15 protein-coding genes and 1 tRNA gene are annotated in these 15591 nt (G+C 62.9%); 15 read left to right on the plus strand and 1 reads right to left on the minus strand.

Features of this window, described 5'->3' with window-relative positions:
- Positions 1–8: 8 nt before the first annotated feature.
- Both pssA and IHE30_RS04155 read left to right on the plus strand, forming a co-directional pair.
- Positions 9–935, plus strand: coding sequence for a CDP-diacylglycerol--serine O-phosphatidyltransferase (gene pssA, locus IHE30_RS04150; protein ID WP_337689057.1), 927 nt, complete (start codon positions 9–11; stop codon positions 933–935).
- Positions 936–1203: 268 nt separating this feature from the next.
- Entirely contained in the window at positions 1204–2748 is a 1545-nt protein-coding gene (locus IHE30_RS04155) for a 2-isopropylmalate synthase (RefSeq protein ID WP_337689058.1), read from the plus strand.
- Positions 2749–2950: 202 nt separating this feature from the next.
- Here IHE30_RS04155 and IHE30_RS04160 read toward each other — a convergent pair whose 3' ends face one another.
- Positions 2951–3493: a hypothetical protein gene (locus tag IHE30_RS04160; RefSeq protein ID WP_337689059.1), complete on the minus strand. Its 543-nt coding sequence runs from the start codon at positions 3491–3493 to the stop codon at positions 2951–2953.
- A 284-nt stretch (positions 3494–3777) separates the two neighbouring features.
- Here IHE30_RS04160 and IHE30_RS04165 point away from each other — a divergent pair, with 284 nt between their 5' ends.
- The 13 genes from IHE30_RS04165 (at position 3778) to nuoF (ending at position 15575) form a co-directional block, all read left to right on the plus strand.
- The gene (locus IHE30_RS04165; RefSeq protein ID WP_337689393.1) at positions 3778–5085 is read left to right on the plus strand and encodes a branched-chain amino acid ABC transporter substrate-binding protein; all 1308 of its coding nucleotides are present in this window, start codon (positions 3778–3780) and stop codon (positions 5083–5085) included.
- A gap of 98 nt (positions 5086–5183) precedes the next feature.
- Complete coding sequence (rpsO, locus tag IHE30_RS04170; protein WP_013435914.1) at positions 5184–5453, plus strand: 30S ribosomal protein S15; 270 nt, start codon at positions 5184–5186, stop codon at positions 5451–5453.
- 284 nt (positions 5454–5737) lie between these two features.
- Entirely contained in the window at positions 5738–7930 is a 2193-nt protein-coding gene (gene pnp, locus IHE30_RS04175; RefSeq protein ID WP_337689065.1) for a polyribonucleotide nucleotidyltransferase, read from the plus strand.
- A gap of 157 nt (positions 7931–8087) precedes the next feature.
- Complete coding sequence (locus tag IHE30_RS04180) at positions 8088–9092, plus strand: NAD(P)H-quinone oxidoreductase (RefSeq protein ID WP_337689067.1); 1005 nt, start codon at positions 8088–8090, stop codon at positions 9090–9092.
- Between the two features lie 105 nt (positions 9093–9197).
- Positions 9198–9989 carry a triose-phosphate isomerase gene (gene tpiA / locus IHE30_RS04185; protein ID WP_337689069.1) on the plus strand — a complete coding sequence of 264 codons (792 nt, stop codon included), beginning with the start codon at positions 9198–9200 and terminating at the stop codon, positions 9987–9989.
- Positions 9990–9994: 5 nt separating this feature from the next.
- Positions 9995–10387: a preprotein translocase subunit SecG gene (secG, locus tag IHE30_RS04190; RefSeq protein WP_337689070.1), complete on the plus strand. Its 393-nt coding sequence runs from the start codon at positions 9995–9997 to the stop codon at positions 10385–10387.
- Positions 10388–10551: 164 nt separating this feature from the next.
- Positions 10552–10636, plus strand: a tRNA-Leu gene (locus IHE30_RS04195).
- 165 nt (positions 10637–10801) lie between these two features.
- Positions 10802–11161: an NADH-quinone oxidoreductase subunit A gene (locus tag IHE30_RS04200; protein WP_013435909.1), complete on the plus strand. Its 360-nt coding sequence runs from the start codon at positions 10802–10804 to the stop codon at positions 11159–11161.
- Between the two features lie 59 nt (positions 11162–11220).
- Complete coding sequence (locus IHE30_RS04205; RefSeq protein ID WP_006052903.1) at positions 11221–11700, plus strand: NuoB/complex I 20 kDa subunit family protein; 480 nt, start codon at positions 11221–11223, stop codon at positions 11698–11700.
- A 15-nt stretch (positions 11701–11715) separates the two neighbouring features.
- Positions 11716–12318, plus strand: a complete 603-nt coding sequence (locus IHE30_RS04210; RefSeq protein WP_337689167.1) for an NADH-quinone oxidoreductase subunit C — start codon at positions 11716–11718, stop codon at positions 12316–12318.
- Positions 12319–12401: 83 nt separating this feature from the next.
- The gene (locus IHE30_RS04215; protein WP_337689170.1) at positions 12402–13655 is read left to right on the plus strand and encodes an NADH-quinone oxidoreductase subunit D; all 1254 of its coding nucleotides are present in this window, start codon (positions 12402–12404) and stop codon (positions 13653–13655) included.
- 121 nt (positions 13656–13776) lie between these two features.
- Complete coding sequence (gene nuoE / locus IHE30_RS04220; RefSeq protein WP_337689171.1) at positions 13777–14253, plus strand: NADH-quinone oxidoreductase subunit NuoE; 477 nt, start codon at positions 13777–13779, stop codon at positions 14251–14253.
- Complete coding sequence (gene nuoF / locus IHE30_RS04225) at positions 14250–15575, plus strand: NADH-quinone oxidoreductase subunit NuoF (RefSeq protein ID WP_337689172.1); 1326 nt, start codon at positions 14250–14252, stop codon at positions 15573–15575. The genes nuoE and nuoF overlap by 4 nt, the downstream gene beginning before the upstream one ends.
- Positions 15576–15591: the final 16 nt, after the last annotated feature.

Here is a 15591-nt window from a genome sequence, read left to right on the forward strand (position 1 = left end):
AGGGTTTGATGGCTGGTTTCAAATCGCGACGCCCGCGTGCGGGCGGGCCACGCCTGGCGCGGCCGTTCCAGCGCAACCGCACGGTGCAGGAGCAGATCGCGCGGCGCAGCCTGCGGGCCGAGCGCCAACAATTGCTGCGCAAGCGCAGCGTCTACCTGCTGCCCAATGCGTTCACAACCGCCGCATTGTTCTGTGGTTTCTTCGCCGTGGTGCAGGCGATGAACGTGCGCTTCGAGATCGCCGCGATCGCGATCTTCGTCGCAATGGTGCTGGATGGTATGGACGGACGCGTGGCGCGCATGACGCATACGCAAAGTGCGTTTGGCGAACAATTCGATAGCCTGTCGGACATGGTGTCGTTTGGGGTTGCACCGGCACTGGTGATGTACGAGTGGGTGCTCAAAGATCTAGGCCGCTGGGGGTGGCTTGCCGCGTTCGTCTATTGCGCCGGCGCCGCGCTGCGCCTGGCGCGCTTCAATACGAACATCGGCGTGGTCGACAAGCGCTATTTTCAGGGTCTGCCGAGTCCGGCCGCTGCCGCGCTGGTGGCCGGCTTCGTGTGGCTGGCCACCGATAATCGGGTGCCGCTCAAGCTCGGCTGGCTGCCTTGGGTCGCATTTGGCCTGACGATCTACGCGGGCGTCACTATGGTCTCCAATGCGCCGTTCTACAGTGGCAAGGCGCTCGACGTCCGGCATCGGGTGCCGTTTGCGGCGATCCTGTTGGTCGTGGTCGCATTCGTGCTCGTGTCGTCCGATCCGCCGCTGATGCTGTTTGGCCTGTTCGTGGTGTACGGTTTATCCGGCTATGTGCTGTGGATGGGGCGCGCGATATCGCGCCAGCCCAATCCGGCCGCGTCGGGTACGGCCAAGCCGGCCGCCCACGAGCCCATCCCGGACAAAGACAACGAGCACCGCGCGGACAAGCGGCCATAGCCGCCGGCTATATTGGCGCGATGGCGCGGTCAGGTCGCGTTGCACGTTGGCCTGATTGACGCTATAGTTGGCTGAATGTATATGGCTGCACGGCTTCTACCCTCCCTACCGGTCGGCGCGCTATCCCACGCGCCGGCATCGGCGCGTCTATTGCGCTGAATCGGTCCCGCCTCCGCTTCGTCTCGCCTGTTCGTGCCGGCGTCACCTGCGGTGGCGTCGACAGATGAGGTGGCCGCTTACCCCCACTGATTCGAGCCCGGAGACTGACATGGCAGACAAGTTGATCATATTCGACACGACGTTGCGTGATGGCGAGCAATCGCCGGGCGCGTCGATGACGAAGGAGGAAAAGATCCGCATTGCGCGACAGCTCGAGCGCATGAAGGTTGATGTGATTGAGGCGGGCTTCGCGGCCAGTTCGAACGGGGATTTTGATGCAATCCAGGCGATCGCTTCGCAGGTCAAGGACAGCGTGATCTGCTCGCTGGCGCGCGCCAACGACAAGGATATCGCGCGTGCGGCCGACGCGCTCAAGCCGGCGGGGCGGTTCAGGATCCATACATTCATCGCGACTTCGGCGCTGCATATGGAAAAGAAGCTGCGCATGACGCCGCAGCAGGTGTACGAGCAGGCGCGGTTGGCGGTGCGTTTTGCCCGGCAGTTCACGGACGACATCGAGTTTTCGCCGGAGGACGGCAGCCGCTCGGACATGGATTTCCTGTGCCGGGTGCTGGAGGCGGTGATCGCGGAGGGTGCCACCACAATCAACATTCCGGATACCGTCGGCTATGCGGTGCCGGACAGCTATGCGGCACTGATCCGGCAGATTCGTGAGCGGGTGCCCAACTCAGACAAGGCGGTATTCTCGGTGCACTGCCACAATGATTTGGGCATGGCAGTGGCGAACTCGCTGGCGGCGGTGAAGCTGAGCGGCGCGCGGCAGATTGAGTGCACGGTGAACGGACTTGGCGAGCGGGCCGGGAACACGTCGCTGGAGGAAGTGGTGATGGCGGTGAAGACGCGCCGTGACTACTTTGGGCTGGAGGTGGGCATCGACACGACGCAGATCGTGCCGGCCTCGAAGCTGGTGTCGCAGACGACGGGCTTTGTCGTGCAGCCGAACAAGGCGGTGGTGGGTGCCAACGCGTTTGCCCATGCGTCGGGGATTCATCAGGACGGGGTGCTCAAGGCGCGAGACACGTACGAGATTATGCGCGCGGAAGACGTGGGCTGGAGCGCAAACAAGATCGTGCTCGGCAAACTGTCGGGCCGCAACGCGTTCAAGCAGCGGCTGCAGGAATTGGGCGTGGCGCTGGGCAGCGAGGCGGAACTGAACGCCGCGTTCGCGCGCTTCAAGGAGCTGGCTGATCGCAAGGCGGAGATCTTCGACGAGGATATCTTGTCGATCGTCAGCGAGGAGGCCAATGCCGCGCACGGTCACGAGACCTATCGGTTCGTGTCGTTGTCGCAGCGTTCGGAAACCGGCGAGCAGCCGCACGCGATGGTGGTGTTCTGCGTTGACGGTAGTGAGACGACCGGCGAGGCGCACGGCAACGGTCCGGTCGATGCGACGTTGCATGCGATCGAGTCACGGGTCAATAGTGGTGCGGAATTGATTCTGTATTCGGTCAACGCGATCACAGCCGGCACGCAGGCGCAAGGCGAGGTGACCGTGCGGCTGTCGAAGGCGGGGCGTATCGTCAATGGCGTCGGCACCGACCTAGACATCGTCGCCGCATCGGCAAAGGCCTATATTGCGGCGCTGAACAAGCTTGATCCGAACGCCGAAAAGCTCAATCCGCAGCATTCGTAGTGGTGTGGCCGCACGACGCAGGCCGCCATCCGTGTTGCGCGTCGTACGTCGCCATCTGTGCCATGCGTCACATGTCACCATCCGTGCCACGCGCCGCTGTCCGTGTCGCGCGTCGCTGCGCGTCGTCGGGGCGCGGGCGCCCGGACAGGCACCGTTGTTCGCCGCCAGCATCGGCGTGGTCGCCGCCCGCGCTGGCGCGCCGCTAAAATAGGGCGTGCCGGTGCTCTGGATCGTGCAGCGGATCAGGCGTCTTCTGCGTGAGCCGCAACACACCGGCGTCGTCGAAGTAAAAGTGGTACAACTGGTACCAGACGCCGTCATCCATGTAGCGATAACTCCATACTTCCCGCTTCATCCGCGGGAAATAGGCGGTTTCCTCCGGTTTGCCGAAGCGAATCAGCACATCGTTCTTCGTCCACTTGCCGATTTCTGCTTGGTAGAATTCGCTGTTTTGTAGCACCTGCCGTACGTTGACGAGCTTGCCCGTGCTGTCGACGTCGGCCGCCGTTGTGGTCTCGCCCATCGGCTGGGTCGGCCACATCAGCCGCTTGCCTCCATTGGGCAGGTTATACACTTCACGGGGGGCGCCGAGCCGCGCGATCAGCATCGACGCATCGTCACCGGGTCTGAAGCGCTGCCACGGCTGTACGCAACCGCACAGCGCCAGCACGGCAAGGCCGGCGGCGATTCGTGCTCGAGCGGGCGTGGCCCAGGCCGGCCACGCGGGCGAATCCGATAATGACATGGTCCGAACTCCTTTTTCCGTTGCAGCAATTTTGACATGCATTGACGCAAAAGATCGCATCGGCCTTGCCGCGCGAGGGCGCGCTGGCCTATGATCCGCGCTTTGATGTGAACGGCGAGGACCGGATGGGCAGCCAGTGGTGCGGACAGAATCGGATGAATAAACAGGTAGGTGACTTGCCGGCGGGCGGGCCCGTGGCCGTGGCGCGCCGTGCGCATGGGCGCATCGCGCAGTCCGTGCGTGCCGGATGGCGGCGCTTGCGCGGCGTGGCCATCGTGTTGCCGATGTCGATGGCGCTTGCCTGCGCGGCGCACGCACAAGCAAACGCCGCGGGCGCGGCGGCCGCGCCCGGCCTGGTTTCGGGGCAGCGCGGGCTGCCCGCTGGCGGGCCGACCGGCGCGCCGGTGCGGCTCGCGCTAATCGAAGGGATGTCCGGCGCGTTTGCGAATGCGGGCGCGGCAGTCGAGCGTAACTTGCGCTTTGCGATCGAGCGGGTCAACGCCCGCGGCGGGGTGATGCTGCGAGACGGCGCGCATCCGTTGCAGTTGGTTGTGCTGGACAGCCGAGGGGCCACGGACGAGGCGCTGGTGCAACTGCGCGCCGCTGCCGACGCGCGGATGGCCTTCGTGCTGCAGGGCAACAGCTCCGCGGTGGCCGCGGCGCTGGTCGCCGCGATTAATAAGCATAATGTGCGCGAACCGAACCGTCGCATGCTGTTGCTGAATTACTCGGCCGATGATCCGGCGCTGACCGAAGCCGACTGCAGCTTCTGGCATTTTCGCTTTGACGCCCACGCAGGTATGCGGATCAACGCGTTGACCGAGGTAATGCGCCGCGACCCGTCGCTCAAGAAGGTCTACCTGCTTAACCAGGACTACAGCTTCGGCCGCCAGGTAAGCTCGCTGGCCCGCTCGGCGCTCGCTTCGCAGCGGCCCGACGTGGCGATCGTGGGTGACGAGTTCGTGCCGGTGGGGCGGGTCAAGGACTTTGCGCCGTATCTGGCGAAGATCCGGGCGAGCGGCGCCGACGCGGTGCTGACCGGCAATTGGGGCAACGATCTGACGCTGCTGGTGCGCGCGGCGCGCGAGCAGAACCTGAAGCTGCGGTTCTATACCTTCTATGGCAACAGCCTCGGCGCGCCGGCGGCGCTCGGCGATGCCGGCGTGGGCCGCGTGATCGCGGTGGCAGACTGGCATCCGAATGTGGGCGGGGCGGCGTCTGACGCGTTCTACACGGCATTTCGGGCGCGCTATCCGGCGGCGTCGGACGATTATCCGTTGCTGCGCATCAGCGTGATGATCGACATGCTGGCTCACGCGCTCACGCGCGCCGGCTCGGACGACGCATTGGCGGTGGCGACCGCGCTGGAAAGTTCGCGCACCAGCTACGGCAGTGGTTTTCATCCATCGTGGATGCGTGCTGACGATCACCAACTAATCCAACCCCTTTATGTCATGCAGATGGAGAAGGCGGGTACCGCACATGTGCGCTTTGACAATGAAGGTTCTGGCTATGGTTTTCGCACGCTGCTGACACTCACGCCCGAGCAGACGGTGCCGGCTAGCACGTGCCGGATGCGCCGTGTGCGCTAATCCCAGGCTGCCCCGGCTATGCTACAATGAGGACTTCGCTGTAAACCCACGGCACGGCCTTTCTTCCGTGACCGCTTGTTGATTGATAAAGGAAAATCATGCCTGTAGCGAATATCAACAAATCGGAAGTCGTCGCGCAATTCGCGCGCGGCACAAATGACACCGGTTCCCCGGAAGTGCAGGTCGCGCTGCTCACGAGCCGTATCAACGAGTTGACGGTGCACTTCAAGGCCCACATGAAGGATCACCACAGTCGTCGTGGCCTGCTGCGCATGGTGAGCCGCCGTCGCAAGCTGCTCGATTACCTGAAGGCCAAAGATGCTGACCGCTATCGTGCGCTGATCGAGAAGCTGGGTCTGCGTAAGTAAGCGGCTCGATTGCAGACTTTTGCCTGCAACTTGCAAAAGATGCCTGCGTCAGCATGCTGATGCAGGCATTTTGTTTTTAGCGTTTCCGATGTGATCGGTGTTCCGCACGCGCATAGGCGCGTGCGACGGTCCGGCAAGCGAGGCGGGGTTTTGTGTCATTCCAGCGCGGCAGCGGTGCCGCTGTCGCGCTGGAATGACATAACACTTCCCTGTTTTCGAGCGGCCGGCAAGGGTTGGGGAACGGTCAATGGACCGGCCGCGCGCATGCGCGGTGTCTCGAAGGAGTGAAAATGTTTAATAAAATCGTCAAAGAATTCAAGTGGGGCCAGCACAACGTGCGGCTCGAAACGGGCGAGATCGCCCGTCAGGCAAGCGGTGCGGTAATTGTCGATGTTGAGGACACTGTCGTGCTCGCGACGGTGGTGGCGGCCAAGTCGGCCAAGCCGGGCCAGGACTTTTTCCCGCTGACCGTCGACTACATCGAGAAGACGTATGCGGCCGGCAAGATCCCGGGCGGCTTCTTCCGCCGCGAAGGCCGTCCTTCCGAGGGCGAGACGCTGATCTCGCGGTTGATTGACCGCCCCCTGCGTCCGCTGTTCCCGGAAGGCTTCTATAACGAAGTGCAGGTCGTGATCCATGTGCTGTCGATCAACCCGGACATTCCGGCGGACATCCCAGCGATGATCGGCGCATCGGCGGCGTTGGCGATCTCCGGTATTCCATTCAATGGACCGATCGGTGCGGCGCGCGTCGCCTATATCGACAATCAGTTCGTGCTCAATCCGACCCGCTCGCAGTCCAAGGCATCGAAGCTGGACCTGGTGGTTGCCGGCACCGAGCGTGCGGTGCTGATGGTCGAGTCCGAAGCGGAGCAGTTGCCGGAGGAGGTGATGCTGGGCGCGGTCGTGTTCGGTCATGAGCAGATGCAGGTGGCGATCGATGCGATCCACGACCTCGTCAAGGAAGGCGGCAAGCCTGAATGGGACTGGCAGCCGGCGCCGAAGGACGAAGCGCTGACGGCGCGCGTGACGGAGTTGGCGCTCGCCGAGTTGCAGGCGGCATACCAAATCAGGCAGAAACAGCAGCGCTCAGCCAAGCTGAAGGAAGTGTATGCGGCGGTCACGGCCAAGCTGGCCGAGCAAGCCGCAGCAACGGGGGCGGCTGTCGTCGATGCCGCGACGGTCGGCAACATCCTGTTCGATCTCGAGGCGAAGATCGTGCGCAGTCAGATCCTGAACGGCGAGCCGCGTATCGACGGGCGTGACACGCGCACCGTGCGTCCGATCGAAATCCGGACCGGCGTGCTGCCGCGCGCGCACGGCTCAGCGCTGTTCACCCGGGGCGAGACGCAAGCGCTGGTGGTGGCCACGCTCGGCACGAAGGGCGATGAGCAGATCATCGACGCGATCGAAGGCGAATATCGCGAGCGGTTCATGCTGCACTACAACATGCCGCCGTTTGCGACCGGCGAAACAGGTCGTGTCGGCTCACCGAAGCGCCGCGAGATCGGTCATGGCCGGCTTGCTAAGCGCTCGCTCGTCGCGTGCCTGCCGGGCGATGACGAGTTCGGCTACACGATCCGTGTCGTGTCTGAGATTACTGAGTCGAACGGCTCATCGTCGATGGCGTCGGTGTGCGGCGGCTGCCTGGCGCTGATGGACGCGGGTGTGCCGATGAAGGCGCATGTGGCGGGCATCGCGATGGGGCTGATCTTAGAGGGCAACAAGTTCGCGGTGCTGACCGACATCCTGGGTGATGAAGATCACTTGGGCGACATGGACTTCAAGGTGGCAGGTACCGCGCAGGGCGTGACTGCGTTGCAGATGGACATCAAGATCCAGGGCATCACAAAGGAAATCATGCAAGTCGCCCTCGCGCAAGCGAAGGAAGGCCGCTTGCACATCCTAGACAAGATGACCTCGGCCGTGCCGTCAACAACAAACCTGCAGCTGTCGCAGTTCGCGCCGCGGATGATCACGATGAAGATCAATCCGGAAAAGATTCGCGATGTCATCGGCAAGGGTGGCTCGGTGATCCGGGCGCTGACGGAAGAAACCAGCACGACGATCGACATCTCCGACGACGGTATCGTGACCATTGCCAGCACAAGCCCCGAGGGCATGGCCGAGGCGAAGAAGCGCATCGAGAACATCACGGCGGAAGTGGAGGTTGGCCAAATCTACGAGGGTGCAATCCTGAAGCTGCTGGATTTTGGCGCGATCGTGAACATCCTACCGGGGCGCGACGGCCTGTTGCATATTTCCGAGATCGCGAACGAGCGGATCAAAGACATCAACGACTACCTGAAGGAAGGCCAGCAGGTGAAGGTCAAGGTGATCCAGACCGACGAGAAGGGTCGGGTACGGTTGTCTGTGAAGGCGCTGCTCAACGAGGTGCCGATCACGCCGCCTGCCACGACGCCCCCCTCGACACCGCCTGCATCGCGGCCTGCGACACCGTCGACGGAGCAGGAGTAACGCGGGCGGGGTGGCGGTCAGTCACGCCGCGCGGGTTTGACAAGATCGCGCGCGTGGCGCCGCCGCGCCGCATTCGGTTCGCACGGCCGGAGTGCTTCGCGCGCTGCCGGCCGTTTCTCCTTATCATTGTCGGCAACCTGGCGACGCAAAGTTCCGCATGAAAGCAATCGAGATTACCGAATACGGTGCACCCGAGGTGTTGAAGCCCGGTGAGCGTCCCATGCCGGCACTTAAGCCCGGCGAAGTGCTGATCAAGGTGGCGGCAGCCGGGGTGAACCGCCCGGACGTTTTTCAGCGCACGGGTCATTACCCTGTGCCGCCGGGCGCGTCGGACATCCCCGGCCTGGAAATCGCCGGCGAAATCGTCGAGGGTGATCTCGACGGCGCAAACAATCCGTTTGGCCTAACGCGCGGGCAGCGCGTGTGCGCACTGGTGCAAGGCGGCGGATACGCGGAGTATGCGAGCGCGCCGCTTGCCCAGTGCCTGCCCGTGCCGGCGGGCTTGTCGCACGTGCAGGCTGCGTCGTTGCCCGAGACGTTCTTCACCGTCTGGAGCAATGTGTTCGATCGCGGCCGGCTGGGCGCGGGCGAGGGCGGCCCCCAGGAGGCGCTGCTGGTGCAGGGTGGCGCCAGTGGTATTGGGGTGAGCGCGATCCAAATCGCGCATGCGCTCGGTCATCGGGTGTTTGCCACGGCCGGCAACGCACAGAAGTGCGCCGCGTGCGAGGCGTTGGGTGCCGAGCGCGCGATCAACTACAAGACCGAAGATTTTGTCGCCGTCGTCAAGTCGCTGACCCATGACCGTGGTGTCGACGTGATCCTGGACATGGTGGGCGGCGCCTATGTGGGCCGTGAGTTGAGTGCGCTGGCCGACGGTGGCCGCATCGTGCTAATTGCGTTGCTCGGTGGCGCCAACGTGCAGCTCAACTTGGGTGAGGTCTTGCGCCGGCGCTTGACATTGACTGGCTCGACGCTGCGGCCGCGTTCGGTGGCGTTCAAGGCCGCCATTGCTGCGCAATTGCACGAGCGGGTGTGGCCGCTGATCGAGCAGGGCGCGATCAAGCCGGTGATCCACCAGGTGTTTCCAGCCGAGCAAGCGGCCGCGGCACACGCGATGATGGAGAGGGGCGAGCACATCGGGAAAATCGTGTTGACCTGGTGAGCGATGCCGGTTTGACCGCGACTCGTGCCGCACAGTAGAATTGCGCGTTTGTGCACGGCTTTTGCTTATTGATTGACGCCTACGCGTCACAGATCCACGAGACCCATGTCGAAGCAACAACGATCGAAGCTGGTAGTCGGAAACTGGAAGATGCACGGCCGCGTCGCCGACAACGATGCGCTGCTGCACGCGCTCGTGCAACGCGTGGCGACACTCGGGTCGCAGGTGCGGCTTGGCGTGTGCGTGCCGTATCCGTATCTCGCCCAGGCCCAGGCACGCCTTGCCGGTACGCCCATCGCGTATGGCGCACAGGATGTATCCGCGCATACGCAGGGTGCGTATACCGGTGAGGTCGCTGCCCCGATGGTTGCCGAGTTTGGCGCGACGCTGGCGATCGTCGGCCACTCAGAGCGCCGCGCGTTGCATGCGGAATCGTCGGAGTTAGTGGCGGCCAAGGCACGGCGTGTACTCGAGGCCGGCATCACGCCGATCGTCTGCGTCGGCGAAACGCTGGATGAGCGGCAGGCCGGGCAGACCGACAGCGTCGTGCGTGCGCAGCTTGCAGCGGTGCTCGACGCGTTGGACGAGGCCGATGTGGCGCGGCTGGTGGTGGCATACGAGCCGGTCTGGGCCATCGGTACCGGGCAGAGCGCGACGGCGCAGCAAGCGCAGCAGGTCCACGCCGCGTTGCGGGCGCAGCTCACGGCCAACGGAGGGGCGCAGGTGCCGCTGCTGTACGGCGGTAGCGTGAAGCCGGGCAATGCGCAGGAATTATTTTCGCAGGCGGATATCGACGGCGGCTTGATTGGTGGCGCATCGTTGTCCGCAACCGATTTCCTTGCGATCGGCGCGGCGGCCGCCGCGGCACTCGCCGGGGATCCGGCTCATTCTAGGTGATGCACATGTTGTTTTTGAAGACGTTGATGATCGTGGTGCAGGTGCTGTCGGCGCTCGGCGTGATTGGGCTCGTTTTGCTGCAGCACGGCAAGGGTGCCGACATGGGTGCGGCATTCGGTAGCGGGGCGTCGGGCAGCTTATTTGGCGCTAGCGGGTCGGCCAACTTCCTGTCGCGTACCACGGCGGTTCTCGCCACCGTGTTCTTCGTCAGCACGCTCGCGCTGACGGCGCTGGGCAGCTACCGCCCGGAGGCCGGCGGCGGCTTGCTAGGCGGTGCGGCGTCACTGTCGACGAGCGCACCGGCAGCGGGTTCGGGAGTAGCCTCCGGTGTCGCGGTGCCGGGCAGCGCAGCACCGTCCGCGGGCGCGTCCACGCCGGGACAGGATGTGCCGAAATAACGCGGAAGTTGGCAAAACTATGTTTCCCGCGGCGGATAGAAAAACGTATTTTGTGCGTTGAACAAACGACCTAACCCAGTTACAATCTCAGTCTTGAAGCGATTCGCGGTAACAGTGGTAACAAAGGGTTAATGCTCCGAGTGGCCGCCCGGATTGCAGACAGTGCCGACGTGGTGAAATTGGTAGACACGCTATCTTGAGGGGGTAGTGGCGAAAGCCGTATGAGTTCGAGTCTCATCGTCGGCACCAACGTTATCCAATGCCAGCCGCTTGCATTTACGCTTCGGCTGGCATTTATGTTTTGAGCGCTGCTTCCGTCGCGGTGTTGCGACGTCGAAGTGATGCATCCGCGCAGTATCTTGGTCGGGGCGGTCGGACCGGCCGACACCTTGAACCAACCGATAGAGGATAGTCTTGAACCTCGCTGCCTATTTCCCCGTCCTGCTGTTTCTTCTCGTGGGCCTTGGTTTGGGGATTGCTTTGGTCAGTATCGGCAAGCTCCTGGGTCCGAACAAGCCGGACAGCGACAAGAATTCCCCGTACGAGTGTGGTTTCGAGGCGTTCGAAGACGCGCGCATGAAGTTTGACGTGCGCTACTACCTGGTTGCCATTCTCTTCATCATTTTTGATCTGGAAACGGCCTTCCTGTTTCCTTGGGGCGTTGCGCTGCGCGACATCGGCTGGCCGGGCTTTATCGCGATGATGATCTTCCTGCTCGAGTTCCTGCTGGGCTTTGCCTATATCTGGAAACGGGGTGGCCTGAACTGGGAATGAACGCAAATCACGCTTGAATGTCGGGCGCAAGGCTTGCCGCCCGTCTGGAGTCGAAAGCAATGAGTATCGAAGGGGTCTTGAAGGAAGGCTTTGTCACCACGACGGCTGACAAGCTGATCAACTGGACGCGGACCGGTTCACTATGGCCGATGACGTTCGGGCTCGCCTGCTGCGCGGTTGAGATGATGCATGCCGGTGCTGCACGCTATGACCTGGACCGTTTCGGTGTCGTGTTCCGGCCGAGTCCGCGTCAATCCGACGTGATGATCGTGGCCGGTACGCTATGCAACAAGATGGCGCCGGCGCTGCGCAAGGTCTATGACCAGATGGCCGAGCCGCGCTGGGTGATCTCGATGGGCTCGTGCGCGAATGGCGGCGGCTACTATCACTACTCGTACTCGGTCGTGCGCGGATGTGACCGCATCGTGCCGGTCGACGTGTACGTGCCCGGCTGCCCGCCGACCGCCGAGGCGCTGGTCTATGGCGTGATCCAGTTGCAGGCGAAGATCCGCCGCACCAACACTATTGCCCGGCAGTAACGCGGAGCCCCCCACATGGCAAGCAAACTCGAGACCCTGAAGGCGAACCTCGACAAGGCGCTCGGCAGCAAGCTGAAAAGCGCGACGGAGTCGCTCGGGCAATTGACGATTGTCGTCGCCGCCAGCGATCTGATTGACGTCGCGACGCGGTTGCGTGATGACCCGACGCTCGGCTTCGAGCAATTGACCGACCTGTGCGGCGTCGATTATTCGACGTACGGCGATGGCGCATACGATGGTCCGCGCTTTGCCGCGGTGTCGCACCTGCTGTCGATCCGCAACAACTGGCGATTGCGCGTGCGGGTCTTCGCGCCGGATGATGACGTGCCAATCCTGCCGTCGCTGATCGACGTGTGGAATTCGGTGAACTGGTACGAGCGCGAGGCGTTCGATCTGTACGGGATCGTGTTCGAAGGCCATCCCGATCTGCGTCGGATCCTGACCGACTACGGTTTCATTGGCCACCCGTTCCGCAAGGATTTCCCGCTGTCCGGCTATGTCGAGATGCGCTACGACGCGCAAGAAAAGCGTGTTGTCTACCAGCCTGTCACGATCGAGCCGCGCGAGATCACGCCGCGCGTGATTCGCGAAGAACGCTATGGCGGCCTCAAGCACTGAGCGTCTGCCCGGCCGGCTGCGGACCGCATGCGCTCGCGCAAGCGGTCCGTCCGAGTCATTGAATTTCTAGTAAGCCCGCGAACATGGCTGACATCAAGAACTACACGCTGAACTTCGGTCCCCAGCATCCGGCAGCGCACGGTGTGCTGCGCCTCGTGCTCGAGTTGGACGGCGAGGTGATCCAGCGGGCCGATCCGCACATCGGTTTGCTGCATCGCGCGACCGAAAAGCTCGCTGAGCACAAGACGTTCCTCCAGTCGGTGCCGTACATGGACCGCCTCGACTACGTGTCGATGATGGCCAACGAGCACGCGTATGTGATGGCGATCGAGAAGCTCGTCGGTATCGATGTGCCGGTCCGGGCCCAGTACATCCGCGTGATGTTCGACGAGATCACGCGGATCCTGAATCACTTGATGTGGATCGGTGCCCACGCACTGGACGTCGGCGCGATGGCGGTGTTCCTGTACGCGTTCCGTGAGCGCGAGGACTTGATGGACGTCTACGAGGCGGTGTCTGGCGCGCGCATGCACGCGGCGTACTATCGGCCGGGTGGCGTCTATCGTGATCTGCCGGACACGATGCCGCAATACAAAGCGTCGAAGATTCGCAATGAAAAAGCGCTCGCCCGGCTTAACGAGAACCGCCAGGGCTCACTGCTTGATTTCATCGAGGACTTCACGAATCGCTTCCCTGGCTGCGTCGATGAATACGAGACGCTACTGACCGACAACCGGATTTGGAAGCAGCGACTGGTCGGCATCGGCGTCGTCACGCCAGAGCGTGCGCTGCAACTGGGCATGACCGGGCCGATGCTGCGTGGTTCGGGGGTTGAATGGGACTTGCGCAAAAAGCAGCCGTACGAAGTGTACGACCAGCTTGATTTCGACATTCCGGTCGGCGCGGGCGGCGACTGCTATGACCGCTATCTCGTGCGCATCGAAGAGATGCGCCAGTCGAACCGGATCATCAAACAGTGTATTGCATGGCTGCGCAAAAATTCGGGCCCGGTGATGGTCGACAATCACAAGGTCGCGCCACCGTCGCGGCTGAACATGAAGTCGAACATGGAAGAGTTGATCCACCATTTCAAGCTCTTCACAGAAGGCATGCATGTCCCCGAGGGCGAAGCGTACGTCGCCGTCGAGCACCCGAAGGGCGAGTTCGGTATCTATCTGGTGTCGGACGGCGCGAACAAGCCGTACCGGCTGAAGATCCGCGCGCCTGGCTACGCGCATCTATCCGCGCTTGACGAGATGGCGCGCGGTCACATGATCGCCGACGCGGTCACGATCATCGGGACACAGGACATCGTGTTCGGCGAGGTCGATCGGTAGCGTAACAGCTTGGAGCATCGCGCATGGCGCGATGCTGTCGTATCAAGGAGCGTCAGGTCTGCCGGTAGCGGTTCGCCGGCAGGTTTTCGTTCGGTAAGCATTGAATGAGTCGTGTCTGAAAATGATCTCAGCTGAAGGCCTCAAGGAAATCGATCGCGCGGTGGCGAAGTACCCCGCCGGTCACCAGCAGTCCGCCGTGATGGCGGCGCTTGCGATTGCGCAGCGAGAGCGGGGCTGGCTGTCGCCGGAGCTGATGCAATTCGTCGCCGACTATCTAAAGATGCCGGCCATCGCGGTACAGGAAGTCGCGACGTTTTACACCATGTACGAGACCGCGCCAGTCGGTCAGCACAAGATCACGCTGTGCACGAACCTGCCGTGCCAACTGGGCGGTGCGCAGCAGACCGCGGAATATTTGAAGCAGAAGCTGGGAATCGACTTTGGCGAAACGACGCCGGACGGCAAGTTCACGCTGAAGGAAGGCGAGTGCTTCGGCGCCTGTGGCGATGCGCCGGTGGTGTTGCTGAACAACCATCGGATGTGCAGCTTCATGAGCCGCGAGAAGATCGACCAGTTGCTCGAGGAGCTGTCCAAATGACGTCTTTGCACGATCGGCATATCAATCCGCTGATTCTCGCGGGCCTGAACGGCGAGAACTGGCATTTGCAGGACTACGTCGCGCGCGGTGGCTACCAGCAACTGCGCCGCATTCTCGAGCAGAAGATTCCGCCGGAGCAGGTGATCGCGGACGTAAAGGCGTCTGGCCTGCGCGGCCGTGGCGGGGCGGGGTTCCCGACGGGGCTGAAGTGGAGCTTCATGCCACGTCAGTTTCCCGGGCAGAAGTACCTGGTGTGCAACTCCGACGAGGGCGAGCCCGGCACGTTCAAGGACCGCGACATCCTGCGCTGGAATCCGCACGCGTTGATCGAAGGCATGGCGATCGGCGCGTACGCGATGGGGATTACCGTCGGCTACAACTACATCCACGGCGAGATCTGGGAAGTCTATGAGCGCTTCGAGCAGGCGCTGGACGAGGCACGTGCTGCCGGCTATCTCGGTCATAACATCTTGGGCAGCGGGTTCTCGTTTGAGCTGCACGCGCACCACGGCTATGGCGCCTATATTTGCGGCGAGGAAACCGCGCTGCTTGAATCGCTCGAGGGCAAGAAGGGGCAGCCACGCTTCAAGCCACCGTTCCCGGCCAGTTATGGCGCGTTCGGCAAGCCGACGACGATCAACAACACTGAGACGTTCGCGGCGGTGCCGTTCTTGCTGGCGATCGGTCCACAGCAATACCTGGAGTTGGGCAAGCCGAACAACGGCGGCACGAAGATCTTCTCGGTGTCCGGCGACGTGAACTTGCCGGGCAACTACGAAGTGCCGCTCGGCACGCCGTTCGCGAAGCTGATGGAGTTGGCCGGCGGCGTGCGTGGCCAGATCAAGGCGGTGATCCCGGGTGGCTCATCGGCGCCGGTGGTGCCGGGCGAGCAGATGATGCAGACCGACATGGACTACGACTCGATCGCGAAGGCCGGCTCGATGCTCGGCTCCGGCGCGGTGATCGTGATGAACGATACGCGCTGCATGGTGCGCTCGCTGCTGCGCCTGTCGTACTTCTACTACGAGGAGTCGTGTGGGCAGTGCACGCCGTGCCGCGAGGGCACCGGCTGGCTGTATCGGGTCGTGCACCGGATCGAGCATGGCCAGGGGCGCCAGGAAGACCTAGACCTGCTGAACTCGGTCGCGCAGAACATCATGGGCCGCACGATTTGCGCGCTGGGCGACGCAGCAGCGATGCCGGTGCGCGGCATGTTGAAGCACTTCTGGAACGAATTCGAGTATCACGTCGAGCACAAGCATTGCCTCGTTCCGACGCAAGGCGGCATACCACGCGATACAGCGCTCGCCGCGACCGCGTGAGCGGGCGTCGCAAGTC

It is taken from the genome of Mycetohabitans sp. B46 (genome assembly GCF_037389205.1).
Taxonomy (GTDB): domain Bacteria; phylum Pseudomonadota; class Gammaproteobacteria; order Burkholderiales; family Burkholderiaceae; genus Mycetohabitans.